Here is a 15,988-nt window from a genome sequence, read left to right as displayed (position 1 = left end):
GCCGTCGGTCCGTTGGGCGCCCAGCTGCCATGCCACTGCTAAGCTCTGAAATGGCCGTGGTTGGCAGTGGGAGGCCACATGATCCGTTCCATTCTTTACGCGACAGACTTGGGGCTGTACGCGCCCTACGTGCTGCAGCACGCGCTGTCGATCACCCGCTCGTTCAATGCCGAACTCTACGTGGTGCACGCGGTGGAGCCGCTCGGGCTGTTTGCCGAGTCGGTGCTGCAGACCTACCTGGATGAAAAGACCTTGCGTGAGCTGCGCAGCAAGGGCTTGAGTACCGTGATGGCAAGCATCGAGCAGCGCGTGCTGGAAGGGTTTCGCGACGAGCTGGGTGATGCGCAGCAGGAGAGCCAGCTGATCCGTAATGTACGGGTGGTACAAGGGGACTCCGCGCAGGTGATTCTCGACGAAGCGCGCAAGCTGGCCGTCGACCTGCTGATCGTCGGCAGCCACAGCCATGGGGCTGAGCAGGCCGGGCCACTGGGGCGAACCGCCGCGCGCGTGTTGCAGCTGGCCGAGCGACCGGTGTACCTGGTGCCGATGCTGCAGCACCGTGGTCGGGCGGACGGCTAGACAAACGGCGTGCAGAACTGAAAAAAGCGTCTAGCTTTATTCCTTAAACCATTAATATGGTTATATAACGCCGCTGGCACAGTCAGACAGCGTCTATCTGCTTTGAGGGATATCGAATGAAGCTCCAGCAACTGCGGTACATCTGGGAAGTGGCGCATCACGATCTGAACGTCTCCGCGACCGCACAGAGCCTTTACACCTCCCAGCCCGGCATCAGCAAACAGATCCGTTTACTCGAGGACGAGCTGGGCGTCGAGGTGTTCGCCCGCAGCGGCAAGCACCTGACCCGCGTGACACCTGCTGGTGAGCGAATCATCACCACTGCCGGGGAAATCCTGCGCAAGGTCGAGAGCATCAAGCAGATCGCCCAGGAATTCTCCAACGAGAAGAAGGGTACCCTGTCGATCGCCACCACTCACACCCAGGCACGTTATGCACTGCCACCGGTGATCAGCGGCTTCATCAAGCAATACCCGGAAGTGGCCCTGCACATGCACCAGGGCACGCCGATGCAGATCGCCGAGATGGCCGCTGACGGCACGGTCGATTTCGCCATCGCCACCGAAGGTCTGGAGCTGTTCAACGACCTGGTGATGATGCCGTGCTACCGCTGGAACCGCTGCGTGATCGTGCCGCAGGGCCATCCGCTGACCAAATTGCCGAAGCTGACCCTGGAAGCCCTGGCCGATCACCCGATCGTCACCTACGTATTCGGCTTCACCGGCCGCTCCAAGCTTGACGAGGCGTTCAGCCATCGCGGCCTGAGCCCTAAGGTGGTGTTCACCGCGGCCGACGCCGACGTGATCAAGACTTACGTGCGCTTGGGCCTGGGCGTCGGCATCGTCGCGCGCATGGCGGTCGACACCAAGCTCGACAGTGATCTGGTGGTGCTCGATGCCAGCGACCTGTTCGAGTCCAGCGTGACCAAGATCGGCTTCCGTCGCGGCACCTTCCTGCGTGGCTTCATGTGCGACTTCATCGAGAAATTCGCTCCGCACCTGACCCGCGACATGATGGCCAAGGCCGTGCAATGCCACACCAAGGCCGAGCTGGACGAGCTGTTCGACGGGGTCGAGCTGCCGACCTATTGAGCTCGGTCCGCGGCAGATAGCAAAACGGCGCACCGAGGTGCGCCGTTTTTTTATGTCCGATCCATCGCCATCAGTGGCTGATGTGCAGGCCGCACTCGCGATTGTCTTCGCCCTTGGTCGGGTCGAAGTAGTCGAAGTTGTTCGGCAGGCCGTGTTTGACCAGGTACTCGTAAAGATCCTTCGAACTCCAATGCAGCAGCGGGGCGACCTTGATCAGGCCGTCCGGGTTGATGCTGACCGGGTCCATCTGTGCGCGCACGGCGGTGTCGGTGGCGCGCAGGGCGGTGAACCAGACCTGCGGTGCGGCTTCGCGCAGGGCGCGGGCGAACGGTTCGAGCTTGACCTCTTCGGTGAATGCTTCATGGCGTGGGTCATCGAGCGCCGGAACCGGGCCGTCGACCGCGTCGCGGTGTGCGCTGGAGCGCTTGGGCAGGTAGATGCTCAGGTTCAGGTTGAGCTGCTTGGTCACTTCATCGGCGAAGCGGTAGGTGGCTTCGGTGTTGTAGCCGTTGTCCATCCAGATGACCCGCGTGTCCGGTTTGACCTGGGTGACCATGTGCAGGATCACCGCTTCGAACGGGCGGAAGTTGGTGGTGCAGATTGCCGTCTTGCCCAGGCTCAGTGCCCACTCCACGAGTTTCTCGGCATCGTTGCCCAGTTCGGCGTTGATGCGATCCAGATCCAGCGTCATCTCAGGCTCCCAATCGGTTGGCTGCAGTCAGGGTGGCAGATGGTAGCAGCGAGGCCGGCCAGGGACCATCGAATGCTGATCGGCGCGGCTGCCCGGTAGCCTTTGCCATGGCCGGCTGTTAGAGTGCCGCCCCTCAAATAACCGCATTTTGGGAGACTCCCGTGGAAATCGCCTGTCTCGACTTGGAAGGTGTGCTCGTTCCGGAAATCTGGATCGCTTTTGCCGAGAAAACCGGCATCGACGCCCTCAAGGCGACCACCCGCGACATCCCTGATTACGATGTGCTGATGAAGCAGCGCCTGCGCATTCTCGATGAGCACGGCCTGAAGCTAGCGGACATCCAGGACGTGATCGCCACGCTCAAGCCGCTCGACGGCGCCGTCGAATTCGTCGACTGGCTGCGCGAGCGTTTCCAGGTGGTGATTCTGTCGGATACCTTCTACGAGTTCTCCCAGCCGCTGATGCGCCAGCTGGGTTTTCCCGCGCTGCTGTGCCACAAGCTGGAAGTCGACGAGAGCGACCGTGTGGTCGGTTACCAACTGCGCCAGAAAGATCCCAAGCGCCAGTCGGTTATCGCCTTCAAGAGCCTCTACTACCGCGTGATCGCCGCGGGTGACTCGTACAACGACACCACCATGCTCAGCGAGGCCCATGCCGGCATCCTGTTCCATGCGCCGGAAAACGTCATTCGCGAGTTCCCGCAGTTCCCGGCGGTGCACACCTATGAAGACCTCAAGCGCGAGTTCCTCAAGGCGTCCAATCGCACGCTGAGCCTGTAACACGCTCGGTGATCAAAAAAGGCCCGCAGATGCGGGCCTTTTTTGTGGGCGTGTTACAGAGACTCGAGAGTACGTAGCAGCACGTCCACCTTGGTCAGGGATTCCTGGTACTCGGCCTGCCAGTCAGAGTCGGCGACGATGCCGCCACCGCCCCAGCAGCTGATCTGCCCGTCCTTGACCAGCAGGCTGCGAATGGCGATGGAGCTGTCCAGCTCGCCTCGTACGTCGAGATAGAGCAGGGAGCCGCAGTACAGCGAGCGGCGGGTGGCTTCGAGTTCGTCGATGATCTGCATGGCGCGGATCTTCGGTGCGCCGGTGATCGAGCCACCCGGGAAGCTGCCGGCGATCAGGTCGAGGGCGTCCTTGTCGGCATCGAGCTCGCCGGTCACGGCGCTGACCAGGTGGTGCACGTTGGGATAGCTCTCCAGCGCGAACAGCTCCGGCACCTGCACCGAGCCGACACGGCAGCTGCGGCCGAGGTCATTGCGCAACAGGTCGACGATCATCAGGTTTTCCGCGCGGTCCTTGAGGCTGGCGAGCAGCCGTTGCGCCTCGGCGGCATCGGCTTCGGGCGTCGCGCCCCGCGGGCGGGTGCCCTTGATCGGTCGGGTTTCCACGCGGCCCTGGCTGACCTGCAGGTAGCGCTCGGGCGACAAGCTGAGAATCGCGCCGCCATCGGGCAGGGCCTGGAAGCCGGCGAATGGCGTGGGGCAGGCGGCGCGCAAGGCCAGGTAGGCAGCCCAGGGATCGCCCTGGCAGGGCGCCTGGAAACGTTGGGCAAAGTTGACCTGGTAGCAGTCGCCAGCCTGGATATAGGCCTGGATGCGTTCGATGGCCTGGCGATAGGTCTCTGGGGCGAGATCGGCCTGGAACGGCTGTCGCAGGCTGAACGTGGCGTCTTCGACGGCGGGCAGGGTGCTGAACAGGGTGATCAGGCGTGTACGCTCGGCATCGTCCAGGCGCGGGTGGAACACCAGTTGGCTGGTCTGCTGCTGGTGATCGCTGATCAGCGCCCAGGCATACAGGCCGAAGCGTGCGTCCGGCAGCAGCAGGTCATCCTGAGATAATTCCGGCAACTGCTCAATGCGGCGCCCGAAATCATAGGCCAGGTAGCCGATCAGGCCGCCGGTGAAGGGCAGGTCGGTGCCTTCCGGCGCTTCGCAGGGGCCGAGCGTGGTCAGGCCCTGCCGCAAGCGCTGAAAAAACGAGGCGGCGGACTCGCTATCCGCGGCGAGAAAGGTCTGTTGCGGCCAGGCGCTGAGCAGGTCGAAACGCCCGCGCTGCGCATCCGGCCGGCCCGCATCCAGCAGTACTGCGCCCGGCGCATGGCGTACCGCGGCGAAATAGCCGGCGGGGTCGGGGCGATAGGGCAGTGGGTAGCGTTGGCAGGTGGACATGCGGCTGGGTCGACTGGTCGCGGAGGCCGATTGTAGAACGGCTGGCACGGCATTTCTAATGAAAAGCCCGGCGAGGGCCGGGCTGTTCGTTGCTGCGGATCGGCTCAGACTTCCTTGGGTTTGACGTGGCCGAACAGTTGCTGGGAGAAGCGCACGCGCTCTTCCGGGCTTTCCTGCACACCGTTCTTCGCCAGCTCGGCGATGTGCGCTTCCACCGCGTGGGCGCGATGGGTCAAGCCGCAGTCGTTGGCGATCTGGATGTTCAGGCCAGGGCGGGCGTTGAGCTCAAGGATCAGCGGGCCCTTTTCCTGGTCCAGGACCATGTCCACGCCGATGTAGCCAAGGCCACACAGCTCATAGCAGCCGGCGGCCAGCTTCATGAAGCCGTCCCAGTTCGGCAGCTGCACGCCGTCGACCGCGTTGGTAGTGTCCGGGTGCTTGGTGATCTTGTTGTTCAGCCAGGTGCCGCGCAGGGTCAGGCCGGTGGCCAGGTCGACACCGACGCCAATGGCGCCTTGGTGCAGGTTGGCCTTGCCGTTGGACTGACGGGTTGGCAGGCGCAGCATGGCCATCACCGGGTAGCCCATCAGCACGATGATGCGGATGTCCGGCACGCCTTCGTAGCTGATGCTCTTGAAGATCGGATCCGGCGTCACGCGGTACTCAATCAGCGCGCGGTCGCGGTGACCACCGAGGGAGTAGAGGCCGGTGAGAATGCTGGAAATCTGGTGCTCGATTTCCTCGTGGCTGATGATCTTGCCCGAGACAGTCTTGTAGCGCCCCTCGAAGCGATCGGCGATCACCAGGATGCCGTCCCCGCCAGCGCCTTGCGCCGGCTTGATCACGAAATCGCTGCGGCCACCGATGATCTCGTCGAGTTTGTCGATTTCCTTCTCGGTGGAGATGATCCCGTACATCTCCGGCACATGGATGCCGGCCTGGATCGCGCGCTCCTTGGTGATGATCTTGTCATCGACGATCGGGTACAGGTGCCGTTTGTTGTACTTCAGCACGTAGTCCGCGTTACGCCTGTTGATGCCCATGATGCCTTTGGCTTCCAGGGCTTTCCACGTCTTGATCAGACCGAACATGGGCTCAATCCTTCAGGAAGGCTTTGAAACGGAACAGCTCGGTCAGGCGGTAGCCGCGGTAGCGACCCATCGCCAGCATGAAGCCCACCATGATCAACAGCACGGCCGGGAAGGTGAAGATGAAGTAGGTCAGCTGCGGCACGCTCATCAGCAGGTGCGCCAGGGTAGCGGCGAACAGGGTGCCGATGGCGACCTTGAAGGCATGGCCACCGCCACGTTCTTCCCAGGTGATCGACAGGCGCTCGATGGTCATGGTCAGGATCACCATCGGGAATAGGGCGACGGACAGGCCGCGCTCAAGGCCGAGTTTGTGGCTGAGCAGGCTGATTACCGCGATCAGCACCACGACGAACGTCAGCACCACCGATAGCCTTGGCAGCATCTGCAGCTTCAGGTGCTCGAGGTACGAGCGCAGTGATAGGCCGAGCGCGGTAATGATGGTGAACAGGGCGATACCAAAGCCCAGCTGGGTTTCGCGGAAGGCCAGGGCGATCAGAACCGGGGTGAAGGTGCCGAGCGTTTGCAGGCCACCGAGGTTGCGCAGGATCAGGATCACCAGCACACCGATCGGGATCATGATCATGATCTGGTAGGTCTGCTGGGTCTGCAGCGGCAGGCCGTAGAGCGAGTATTCGAGGAAATCGACGTCGGTGTTCTCGTCGGTCAGCTTGGCCAGGCGGATGGCGTTCATCTCGCTGTTGTTCAGGCTGAAGCTGACTTGTGGCTTCTTGCCGCCCTCTACGCTGACCAGCTGATCGTCGCCGGTCCACCAGACCAGGCGATCGACCGGCAGGCCCTGCTCGCCGGTCTCCGGGTTGAAGTACAACCAGTCCTTGCCGTTGAAGCTGCGCAGCCACAGCTCCGGGCTCTGCTGGATGTCGGCGGCGAGGCGGATGGTGTGCACGCGCTCCATCGGCACGTGGGCGATGGACAGCAGCAGTTCGATGATGCGCGCCTTGTTCGGTGTGGAGGCATCACCGGCCATCAGCAGCTTGACGTTGTCGTCGCCGACATTGTTGACACGCTTGATGGTCTCGCTGATGAAGGTCTCGACGTCCGCCGAGTGCTGGCGGATCGGCGCCAGCAGGGCTTCGGCGGCAATCTTCTCGGCGCCTTCGACGGCGATGCTGTCGCGGTAGATCGGGCCTTTGGCCTTGGGCTGCTCGCCGCTGTAGCGCTTGGTCAGCACCAGGCGGTAGTACAGGGTCTGGCTGCCATTGGCGCGGCGCGCAGACCAGGTGACCTTACGGTTGCCGTCGATGCGGTTGATGCTCACCCCGTAGTTGTTCGAGATGAAGCTCTCGTTCAGGCTCACGTAGTCCTGGTTCAGCGGAGGCACGAACATCTGGACCTTGACCGGGTCGCGCGGGCTGGCCTGGAACTCGACCTTGGCGTCGATATTCCACAGATCATCGGTCTCGTCCTCGGTCACCGGGATGCCAAGAACGAAGATCTGGTAGGCCGTAACCAGAATGCCCACAGTCACCAGGATGGTGATAAGGACTTTCAGATGCAGGGTCAGGGAGCGCATGAGCAGTTACTCGGCAGCGGTGATGTCTAGGGAGCAGCCGGGCTTGCCGGCAGCATATTTAAGGCTTGGGTCGACCAGCGCATCGAAGCGTTTGAGTGCTTCGGAGCCGATCAGCAACGGGTATTGGAATGCACTACGGTCGGTCAGGTTCACTTCGATCATGCGACGGGCCGTGCCCATGCAGAATTCCAGCTCGATGACCGGCCGTGCGGTGTAGGTTTTGCCTTCTTCGGGATCATAGTCGCCGGCGCGGCGCTTGATCTTGCTGATGCGTGCCAGTGGGCGCTCGATCGGGTGTGCGTGGGCGTCGTCGATGGCCAGATAGAAACGCACCCAGGTTTCGCCGTCACGTTTGAAACGTTTGATGTCGCGAGCACTGAGCGAGGCGGTCTTGGCGCCGGTGTCGAGCTTGGCGGCGACCTGCAGGTCGATGTCGGCCAGGCTGACGTATTCGTTCAGGCCATAGACGGTCTTTTCGGCGGCGAGACTCAGGCCGGGAAGAAGGATGCTGCCAAGGCAGAGGGCGAAGGGATTGAGTCTCATAAATCCTGATGATGTTCGCTTCGTCGGGTCCGGTTGCCGGCGGCATGTCGCCAGCCAGCTGGGTGAGTCTAGCAGGCACGGATGAAAGCCCTGGCAGGGCGCATGCGGGCGGCATTCTAGCATGGGCTTTTTCTGCGGCGACAGACGCTTATAAGCGTTTGTGCGGGTAGATCGGTAGCTAACCGAACAATTGTGAATTTTAAGATTGTCGACAATCTTTCTTTCCCTGTTGACCTTTACCGCTCTAGCGCATAATTTTGCCTGACTAATTTTAGGCGTTGTCGACAATCATGCTCGAGTCCCTCGAACCTCTTGCTACCGCTCAGGACGAGTCCGAAACACTTTCGGAGCACGTCTTTCGGCGCATTCAGGCGGCAATCGTCAAGGGCGAGATCGCCCCTGGCAGCAAGATTTCCGAGCCGGAATTGGCGCGTACCTACGGCATCAGCCGTGGCCCGCTGCGCGAGGCGATTCATCGCCTGGAAGGCCAGCGCCTGTTGGTGCGCGTGCCACATGTGGGGGCCAGAGTGGTCTCGCTCGATCACGCCGAACTGATCGAGCTGTACGAAATTCGTGAGTCTCTGGAGGGCATGGCCTGTCGCCTGGCGGCCAAACGCATGACCCAGGCCGAGATCGACGACCTGCGTCGGGTGCTTGACCTGCACGAGCGCGATGCGGCGTTCCAGGCCGGTGTCGGTTATTACCAGCAGGAGGGCGATTTCGACTTCCACTACCGGATCATCCAAGGCAGCCGCAACAAGACGCTGAGCCAGATGCTCTGCGGCGATCTCTATCAACTGGTGCGCATGTACCGCCTGCAGTTCTCGGCCACGCCGAATCGCCCGCGGCACGCGTTCAACGAGCACCACCGCATTCTCGACGCGATTTCCGAACGCGATGGCGAGTTGGCCGAGCTGCTCATGCGCCGCCATATCGCCGCATCCAAACGCAATATCGAGCGCCATTACACCGGCCAGGCCGGGCAGGGCGCATCCGCATCCACGAAACGAGGTGAATCATGAGTTTGAACACCCCAGGCCAACGCTTTCGCGATGCCGTTGCCAGCGAGCATCCGCTGCAGGTCATCGGCGCCATCAATGCAAACCACGCCCTGCTGGCCAAGCGCGCCGGCTTCAAGGCCATCTACCTGTCGGGCGGTGGCGTGGCGGCTGGCTCCCTGGGTCTGCCGGACCTGGGCATCACCGGCCTGGACGACGTGCTCACCGACGTGCGCCGCATCACCGATGTCTGCGACCTGCCGCTGCTGGTGGATGTCGATACCGGTTTCGGTGCCTCGGCCTTTAACGTCGCCCGCACCGTGAAATCGATGATCAAGTTCGGTGCTGCGGCGATCCATATCGAAGACCAGGTCGGTGCTAAGCGCTGCGGTCATCGTCCTAACAAGGAAATCGTTTCCCAGCAGGAAATGGTCGACCGCATCAAGGCCGCCGTCGATGCGCGCACCGATGACAGCTTCGTGATCATGGCGCGTACCGATGCGCTGGCCGTGGAAGGCCTGAATTCGGCACTGGACCGTGCCGCCGCCTGCATTGAGGCTGGCGCTGACATGATCTTCCCGGAAGCCATCACCGAGCTGGCGATGTACAAGACCTTTGCCGACCGGGTTAAGGCGCCGATCCTCGCCAACATCACCGAATTCGGTGCCACGCCGCTGTACACCACCGAAGAGCTGGCCTCGGTCGACGTCGGCATCGTGCTGTATCCGCTGTCGGCCTTCCGTGCCATGAACAAGGCGGCGGAAAACGTCTACAACGCAGTGCGCCGCGACGGCACCCAGAAGAATGTGGTCGACACCATGCAAACCCGCATGGAGTTGTACGAGCGTATCAACTACCACGCTTTCGAGCAGAGCCTCGATGCCTTGTTCGCTGCCAAGAAGTGATCGATTCCAGGCTGCCTGCTTGAACGGGCAGCCTGCAGAAAACAAGAAATCCAACCGGATCAGATGAGGAGACACCCGCGATGAGCGCAACCCCAGAGACGACCACGCCGGGTTTCAAACCCAAGAAATCGGTAGCCCTGAGCGGCACCGCTGCTGGCAATACCGCGCTGTGCACCGTCGGCCGTACCGGCAATGACCTGCACTACCGCGGCTATGACGTGCTCGACTTCGCCAACCGCTGCGAATTCGAAGAAATCGCCCACCTGCTGGTACATGGCAAGCTGCCGAATGTCTCCGAGCTGGCTGGCTACAAGGCCAAACTCAAGGCCCTGCGTGGTCTGCCCGCCGCTTTGAAAACCTCACTGGAGCAACTGCCGCCGTCGGCCCATCCGATGGATGTGATGCGCACCGCCGTGTCGGTGCTGGGCTGCGTGTCGCCTGAGAAAGACGACCACAACCACCCCGGCGCCCGTGATATCGCCGACAAGCTGATGGCCTCCTTGGGTTCGGCGCTGCTGTATTGGTATCACTTCAGCCATAACGGCAAACGCATCGACGTGGAAACCGACGATGACTCCATCGGCGGCCATTTCCTCCATCTGCTGCACGGCGAAAAACCGCGCGACAGCTGGGTGCGCGCCATGCACACGTCGCTGAACCTGTACGCCGAACACGAATTCAACGCCTCCACCTTCACCTCGCGGGTGATCGCTGGCACCGGCTCGGACATGTATTCCTGCATCGCCGGCGCCATCGGCGCACTGCGCGGCCCGAAACACGGCGGTGCCAACGAGGTGGCCTTCGAAATCCAGAAACGCTACGACAACCCGGACGAAGCCGAAGCCGATATCCGTGCGCGCGTGGAGAAGAAAGAAGTGGTGATCGGCTTCGGCCACCCGGTGTACACCGTGGCTGACCCGCGCAACAAAGTGATCAAGGAAGTGGCCCGCGAGCTGTCGGCCGAGCAGAACAACAGCAAGATGTTCGATATCGCCGAGCGCCTGGAAACCATCATGTGGGACATCAAGAAAATGTTCCCCAACCTCGATTGGTTCAGTGCCGTCAGCTACCACATGATGGGCGTGCCCACCGCCATGTTCACCCCGCTGTTCGTCATCGCCCGTACCTCGGGCTGGTCGTCCCATGTGATCGAACAACGTATCGACGGCAAGATCATCCGTCCGAGCGCCAACTACACAGGCCCTGAAGACCTGAAGTTCGTGCCGCTCAAGGACCGTGCCTGATTGTTATGGACAGCCAAATGAGCATCCTGATGAACACCCTCTACCGCAAGAACCTGCCCGGCAGCGCGCTGGACTACTACGACACCCGCGAGGCGGTCGATGCCATCGAGCCGGGCGCCTACGCCAAGCTGCCGTACACCTCCCGTGTCCTGGCCGAGCAGCTTGTTCGCAGATGCGACCCGGCCATGCTTACCGATTCGCTCAAGCAACTGATCGAACGCAAGCGCGACCTGGATTTCCCCTGGTATCCGGCCCGTGTGGTGTGCCACGACATTCTCGGCCAGACCGCGCTGGTGGATCTGGCCGGTTTGCGTGACGCGATTGCCGACAAGGGCGGCGACCCGGCCAAGGTCAACCCGGTGGTGCCGACGCAACTGATCGTCGACCACTCGTTGGCCGTGGAATTCGCTGGCTTTGACCCGGATGCGTTCGAGAAGAACCGTGTCGTGGAAGAGCGTCGCAACGAAGACCGCTTCCACTTTATCGAGTGGACGAAGACTGCGTTCAAGAACGTCGATGTGATCCCGGCCGGCAACGGCATCATGCACCAGATCAACCTGGAGAAAATGAGCCCGGTGATCCAGGCGCGCGACGGCGTGGCCTACCCGGATACCTGCGTCGGTACCGATAGCCACACCCCGCACGTCGATGCGCTGGGCGTGATCGCCATTGGTGTGGGCGGCCTGGAAGCGGAAACCGTGATGCTCGGCCGCGCCTCGATGATGCGCCTGCCGGATATCGTCGGCGTGCAGCTGACTGGCAAGCGTCAGCCCGGCATTACCGCCACCGATATCGTCCTGGCGATTACCGAATTCCTGCGCAAGGAGCGGGTGGTCGGTGCCTATGTCGAGTTCTTCGGCGAAGGGGCGGACAGCCTGTCCATCGGCGACCGCGCGACCATCTCCAATATGTGCCCGGAATACGGCGCCACCGCCTCGATGTTCTACATCGACCAGCAAACCATCGAGTACCTCAAGCTCACCGGCCGCGAGCCTGAGCAAGTGGCGCTGGTGGAGCAGTACGCCAAGCTCACCGGGTTGTGGGCCGATGCTTTGGTGACCGCGGAGTATGAGCGGGTGCTGAGCTTCGACCTGTCCACCGTGGTGCGCAACATGGCTGGGCCGAGCAACCCGCATAAACGCCTGCCGACTTCCGCCTTGCAGGAACGTGGCATTGCCGGTGAGGCGATGCTGGCGGCGTCGAAAGTGGAAGAGGCGGATGGCCTGCTGCCCGATGGCGCGGTGATCATCGCCGCGATCACCAGCTGCACCAACACCTCCAATCCACGCAACGTAGTGGCGGCCGGTTTGCTGGCGAAGAAGGCCAACGCCTTGGGGCTGCTGCGCAAACCCTGGGTGAAAACCTCGTTCGCGCCGGGCTCCAAGGTGGCCAAGCTGTACCTGGAAGAGGCCGGCTTGCTGAGCGAGCTGGAGCAGCTGGGTTTCGGCATCGTGGCCTATGCCTGCACCACCTGCAACGGTATGTCCGGCGCGCTGGACCCGGTGATCCAGCAGGAAATCATCGACCGCGACCTGTACGCCACCGCGGTGCTGTCGGGTAACCGCAACTTTGACGGCCGTATCCACCCTTACGCCAAGCAAGCCTTCCTGGCCTCGCCGCCGCTGGTAGTGGCCTACGCGATTGCCGGCACCGTGCGCTTCGATATCGAGCAGGACGTGCTCGGTCACGACCCGGCCGGCAACCCGATCACCCTCAAGGACCTGTGGCCCAGCGATGAAGAAATCGACGCCATCGTTGCCGCGTCGGTGAAGCCGGAGCAGTTCAAGCAGATCTACATCCCGATGTTCGATCTGGGCAGCTTCGAAGAAGCGGAAAGTCCGCTGTACGACTGGCGTCCGCAGTCCACCTATATTCGCCGTCCGCCGTACTGGGAAGGTGCGCTGGCCGGTGAGCGCACGCTCAAGGGCATGCGCCCCCTGGCGCTGCTGCCGGACAACATCACCACCGATCACCTGTCGCCGTCCAACGCCATCCTGCTGGACAGCGCCGCCGGCGAATACCTGGCGAAAATGGGCCTGCCGGAAGAGGACTTCAACTCCTACGCCACCCACCGCGGCGACCACCTGACCGCGCAGCGCGCCACCTTTGCCAACCCACAGTTGGTGAATGAAATGGCTGTGGTCGATGGCCAGGTGAAAAAGGGTTCGCTGGCGCGGATCGAGCCGGAAGGCCAGGTCACCCGCATGTGGGAAGCCATCGAAACCTATATGGAACGCAAGCAGCCGCTGATCATCGTCGCCGGCGCCGACTACGGCCAGGGTTCGTCGCGTGACTGGGCGGCCAAGGGCGTGCGTCTGGCCGGCGTGGAGGCGATTGCCGCCGAAGGTTTCGAGCGTATCCACCGCACCAACCTGGTGGGCATGGGCGTGTTGCCGCTGGAGTTCAAACCCGGCACCAACCGCCTGACCCTGGGCCTGGACGGTACCGAGCTGTACGACGTGGAAGGTGCCCGCACCCCACGCGCCACGCTGACCCTGGTGATTACCCGCCGCAATGGCGAGCGCCTGGAAGTGCCGGTGACCTGCCGTCTGGATACCGCCGAAGAAGTGTCGGTGTACGAAGCCGGTGGCGTGCTGCAACGCTTCGCCCAGGATTTCCTGGAAGCGACGGTAACTGCTTAACCCTCGATAACGCCCTCTCCCTCTGGGAGAGGGCTGGGGTGAGGGGCGTCGCTACGGCAACCCTCATCCACCCTTCGGCACCTTCTCCCAGAGGGAGAAGGGACTCGACGAATTCAGGAAAACTGGCCATGTCTCACGCAGCGCAAATCAAGATTCCCGCCACTTATCTGCGTGGCGGCACCAGTAAAGGCGTGTTCTTCCGCCTGCAGGACCTGCCGGCCAGCGCCCAGGTGCCGGGCGAGGCCCGTGATCGCCTGTTTATGCGAGTGATCGGCAGCCCCGACCCGTACTCGGCACAGATCGACGGCATGGGCGGCGCCACGTCCAGTACCAGCAAGTGCGTGATCTTGTCCAAAAGCAGCCAGTCGGACCACGACGTGGATTACCTCTACGGCCAGGTGTCGATCGACAAGGCGTTTGTCGACTGGAGCGGCAACTGCGGCAACCTGTCCACCGGCGCCGGGGCGTTTGCCTTGCATGCCGGGCTGGTCGACCCCTCGCGCATTCCTGAGAACGGCGTGTGCGTGGTGCGCATCTGGCAGGCCAATATCCAGAAAACCATCATTGCCCATGTGCCGGTCAGCAACGGCCAGGTGCAGGAAACCGGTGACTTCGAGCTGGATGGGGTGACCTTCCCGGCGGCGGAGATCGTGCTGGAATTCCTCGACCCGTCGGATGACGGCGAGGAGGGCGGTTCAATGTTCCCCACCGGCAATCTGGTCGATGACCTGGACGTGCCGGGTGTTGGCACCTTCAAGGCGACGCTGATTACTGCCGGGATTCCCACGGTATTCGTCAATGCCGAAGACATCGGCTACCAAGGCACCGAGCTGCGTGAAGACATCAATAGCGATGCCAAGGCCTTGGCGCGGTTTGAGGCGATTCGGGTGGCGGGTGCGCTGGGTATGGGCCTGATCAAAAACGCCGAAGAGGCGCTGACCCGCCAGCACACGCCGAAGGTCGCCTTTGTCGCCAAGGCCAGGGATTACAAAGCCTCCAGCGGCAAAGTCGTGCAGGCCGGCGAGGTGGATTTGCTGGTGCGCGCGCTGTCGATGGGCAAGCTGCACCACGCCATGATGGGCACTGCGGCGGTGGCTATTGGCACGGCGGCGGCGATTCCCGGTACGTTGGTGAACCTGGCAGCCGGTGGCGGTGAGCGTGAAGCCGTGCGCTTTGGCCATCCGTCCGGGACCCTGCGAGTGGGCGCCGAGGCGAGCCAGGAAAACGGTGAATGGGTGGTCAAGAAAGCCATCATGAGCCGCAGTGCGCGCATCTTGATGGAAGGCTGGGTGCGGGTGCCGGGCGACGCGTTCTGATGCCGCTCCTGTGCTGACCGGTACAAGGGTCGCCGGCGGTTCGTTTGCCGAGAACTGCCGTGAATCCGATCATCCTGCGCGATTGCACTGCTCGAGAGCCTGGGGTTTCGCCGCGTCGGGGTGTTCCAGGCAGTTGGCCAAAAGCACGGCCGCTGGCTCGATACCGTGCTGATGCAGCGTGAGCTGGACGAAGGTAGTCGCACGGAGCCCTGAAGGGCAGTTCCCATCGCTGGCGCCAATAAAAAAGCCCGTACAGGACGGGCTCTTCATCGGTGTCACGCGTTACTTCAAACGACGCTCTACACCTTTTTCCACCAAGATCTTTGCCGAGATCTCTTCCACCGAGAAATGCGTGGAGTTGATGAAGGCGATGTTCTCGCGGCGGAACAGGTTTTCCACTTCGCGCACCTCGAACTCGCACTGGGCGAAGCTGGCGTAGCGGCTGTTGGGCTTGCGTTCGTTGCGGATTGCGGCCAGTCGGTCGGGGTCGATCGTCAGGCCGAACAGCTTATGTTTGTAGGTGCGCAGAGCCGCAGGTAGCTGCAGGTGCTCCATATCTTCCTCGGTCAACGGATAGTTGGCCGCACGGATACCGAACTGCATGGCCATGTACAGGCAGGTGGGCGTCTTACCACAGCGGGAAACACCGACCAGAATCAGATCGGCCTTGTCGTAATAGTGAGTCCGTGCGCCATCGTCGTTGTCCAAGGCGAAGTTCACCGCCTCGATGCGCTCCATGTAGTTGGAACTGTGGGCGATGGAGTGCGACTTGCCGACCGAATAGGAGGAGTGCGAACTCAACTCCTGTTCGAGCGGGGCCAAGAATGTAGAGAAAATGTCGATCATGAAACCCTGCGACTGACCGATGATGTCGCGGATATCCTGGTTGACCACGGTGTCGAAGATGATCGGACGAGTGCCGTCGCGTTCTGCCGCCGTATTGATTTGCTGTACCATGGCCCGCGCCTTGTCCACGCTGTCTATATAGGGGCGTGTGAGCTTGGTGAAGCTGATGGTTTCGAATTGGGCCAGCAGGCTCTGCCCCAGGGTTTGGGCGGTAATGCCGGTGCCATCGGAGATGAAGAAGGCTGTTCGTTTCATTTGCGCCAAAGGCCTTAAGTCAGGAACGATTCTTGGCTATCATAGGCCCGCTCTGCTGGGCCCGTACTGGCCGGCATTGT

At 62.1% G+C, this 15,988-nt stretch carries 14 protein-coding genes and 1 pseudogene; 9 read left to right on the top strand and 6 right to left on the bottom strand.

Features of this window, described 5'->3' with window-relative positions; translation table 11 throughout:
• The first annotated feature begins 78 nt into the window (after positions 1–78).
• Positions 79–579, top strand: coding sequence for a universal stress protein (locus IB229_RS14280; protein WP_192330056.1), 501 nt, complete (start codon positions 79–81; stop codon positions 577–579).
• Between the two features lie 116 nt (positions 580–695).
• Positions 696–1,670, top strand: a complete 975-nt coding sequence (gene cysB, locus IB229_RS14275) for an HTH-type transcriptional regulator CysB (RefSeq protein WP_192330054.1) — start codon at positions 696–698, stop codon at positions 1,668–1,670.
• A 70-nt stretch (positions 1,671–1,740) separates the two neighbouring features.
• Here cysB and IB229_RS14270 read toward each other — a convergent pair whose 3' ends face one another.
• Positions 1,741–2,361, bottom strand: coding sequence for a phosphoadenosine phosphosulfate reductase family protein (locus IB229_RS14270; protein WP_192330047.1), 621 nt, complete (start codon positions 2,359–2,361; stop codon positions 1,741–1,743).
• 161 nt (positions 2,362–2,522) lie between these two features.
• Here IB229_RS14270 and thrH point away from each other — a divergent pair, with 161 nt between their 5' ends.
• Entirely contained in the window at positions 2,523–3,140 is a 618-nt protein-coding gene (thrH, locus tag IB229_RS14265; protein WP_192330045.1) for a bifunctional phosphoserine phosphatase/homoserine phosphotransferase ThrH, read from the top strand.
• A gap of 53 nt (positions 3,141–3,193) precedes the next feature.
• On the opposite strand, the gene pabB is transcribed toward thrH, so the two are convergent.
• The 4 genes from pabB to IB229_RS14245 form a co-directional block, all read right to left on the bottom strand.
• Complete coding sequence (gene pabB / locus IB229_RS14260; RefSeq protein ID WP_192330043.1) at positions 3,194–4,537, bottom strand: aminodeoxychorismate synthase component I; 1,344 nt, start codon at positions 4,535–4,537, stop codon at positions 3,194–3,196.
• A 104-nt stretch (positions 4,538–4,641) separates the two neighbouring features.
• Positions 4,642–5,628: an alpha-L-glutamate ligase-like protein gene (locus IB229_RS14255; RefSeq protein ID WP_192330041.1), complete on the bottom strand. Its 987-nt coding sequence runs from the start codon at positions 5,626–5,628 to the stop codon at positions 4,642–4,644.
• A 4-nt stretch (positions 5,629–5,632) separates the two neighbouring features.
• Positions 5,633–7,159, bottom strand: a complete 1,527-nt coding sequence (locus IB229_RS14250) for an inactive transglutaminase family protein (protein WP_192330039.1) — start codon at positions 7,157–7,159, stop codon at positions 5,633–5,635.
• A 6-nt stretch (positions 7,160–7,165) separates the two neighbouring features.
• Positions 7,166–7,702: an ATP-dependent zinc protease gene (locus IB229_RS14245; RefSeq protein WP_192330037.1), complete on the bottom strand. Its 537-nt coding sequence runs from the start codon at positions 7,700–7,702 to the stop codon at positions 7,166–7,168.
• 290 nt (positions 7,703–7,992) lie between these two features.
• Between IB229_RS14245 and IB229_RS14240 the strand changes: the two genes are divergently transcribed.
• From IB229_RS14240 to IB229_RS21930, 6 genes and pseudogenes are all read left to right on the top strand, one after another.
• Complete coding sequence (locus IB229_RS14240) at positions 7,993–8,724, top strand: GntR family transcriptional regulator (RefSeq protein WP_192330035.1); 732 nt, start codon at positions 7,993–7,995, stop codon at positions 8,722–8,724.
• Complete coding sequence (gene prpB / locus IB229_RS14235) at positions 8,721–9,605, top strand: methylisocitrate lyase (RefSeq protein ID WP_192330033.1); 885 nt, start codon at positions 8,721–8,723, stop codon at positions 9,603–9,605. The genes IB229_RS14240 and prpB overlap by 4 nt, the downstream gene beginning before the upstream one ends.
• A gap of 80 nt (positions 9,606–9,685) precedes the next feature.
• On the top strand, positions 9,686–10,849 hold the full coding sequence (gene prpC / locus IB229_RS14230) for a 2-methylcitrate synthase (RefSeq protein ID WP_192330031.1): 1,164 nt from the start codon (positions 9,686–9,688) through the stop codon (positions 10,847–10,849).
• A gap of 29 nt (positions 10,850–10,878) precedes the next feature.
• A complete protein-coding gene (acnD, locus tag IB229_RS14225; protein ID WP_192331581.1) occupies positions 10,879–13,491 on the top strand; it encodes a Fe/S-dependent 2-methylisocitrate dehydratase AcnD in 2,613 nt (870 codons plus the stop codon).
• A 128-nt stretch (positions 13,492–13,619) separates the two neighbouring features.
• A complete protein-coding gene (gene prpF, locus IB229_RS14220) occupies positions 13,620–14,807 on the top strand; it encodes a 2-methylaconitate cis-trans isomerase PrpF (protein WP_192330029.1) in 1,188 nt (395 codons plus the stop codon).
• Between the two features lie 78 nt (positions 14,808–14,885).
• Positions 14,886–15,020 (top strand): annotated as a pseudogene (locus IB229_RS21930) (N-acetyltransferase family protein); the annotation flags it as partial.
• Between the two features lie 69 nt (positions 15,021–15,089).
• Here the strand turns inward: IB229_RS21930 and IB229_RS14215 are convergent.
• A complete protein-coding gene (locus IB229_RS14215; RefSeq protein ID WP_192330027.1) occupies positions 15,090–15,908 on the bottom strand; it encodes a pyruvate, water dikinase regulatory protein in 819 nt (272 codons plus the stop codon).
• Positions 15,909–15,988: the final 80 nt, after the last annotated feature.

The organism is Pseudomonas sp. PDM14 (genome assembly GCF_014851905.1).
In the GTDB taxonomy this organism is placed as follows: Bacteria; Pseudomonadota; Gammaproteobacteria; order Pseudomonadales; family Pseudomonadaceae; genus Aquipseudomonas.
Note: the sequence above shows the minus strand (reverse complement) of the source record. Positions and strands in the feature narration are given on the sequence as shown.

Coding starts and splice junctions, on each gene's coding strand:
- IB229_RS14280 (WP_192330056.1), top strand. CDS start 79: ATGATCCGTTCCATTCTTTACGCGACAGACTTGGGGCTGTACGCGCCC.
- cysB (WP_192330054.1), top strand. CDS start 696: ATGAAGCTCCAGCAACTGCGGTACATCTGGGAAGTGGCGCATCACGAT.
- IB229_RS14270 (WP_192330047.1), bottom strand. CDS start 2,361: ATGACGCTGGATCTGGATCGCATCAACGCCGAACTGGGCAACGATGCC.
- pabB (WP_192330043.1), bottom strand. CDS start 4,537: ATGTCCACCTGCCAACGCTACCCACTGCCCTATCGCCCCGACCCCGCC.
- IB229_RS14255 (WP_192330041.1), bottom strand. CDS start 5,628: ATGTTCGGTCTGATCAAGACGTGGAAAGCCCTGGAAGCCAAAGGCATC.
- IB229_RS14250 (WP_192330039.1), bottom strand. CDS start 7,159: ATGCGCTCCCTGACCCTGCATCTGAAAGTCCTTATCACCATCCTGGTG.
- IB229_RS14245 (WP_192330037.1), bottom strand. CDS start 7,702: ATGAGACTCAATCCCTTCGCCCTCTGCCTTGGCAGCATCCTTCTTCCC.
- IB229_RS14240 (WP_192330035.1), top strand. CDS start 7,993: ATGCTCGAGTCCCTCGAACCTCTTGCTACCGCTCAGGACGAGTCCGAA.
- prpB (WP_192330033.1), top strand. CDS start 8,721: ATGAGTTTGAACACCCCAGGCCAACGCTTTCGCGATGCCGTTGCCAGC.
- prpC (WP_192330031.1), top strand. CDS start 9,686: ATGAGCGCAACCCCAGAGACGACCACGCCGGGTTTCAAACCCAAGAAA.
- acnD (WP_192331581.1), top strand. CDS start 10,879: ATGAACACCCTCTACCGCAAGAACCTGCCCGGCAGCGCGCTGGACTAC.
- prpF (WP_192330029.1), top strand. CDS start 13,620: ATGTCTCACGCAGCGCAAATCAAGATTCCCGCCACTTATCTGCGTGGC.
- IB229_RS14215 (WP_192330027.1), bottom strand. CDS start 15,908: ATGAAACGAACAGCCTTCTTCATCTCCGATGGCACCGGCATTACCGCC.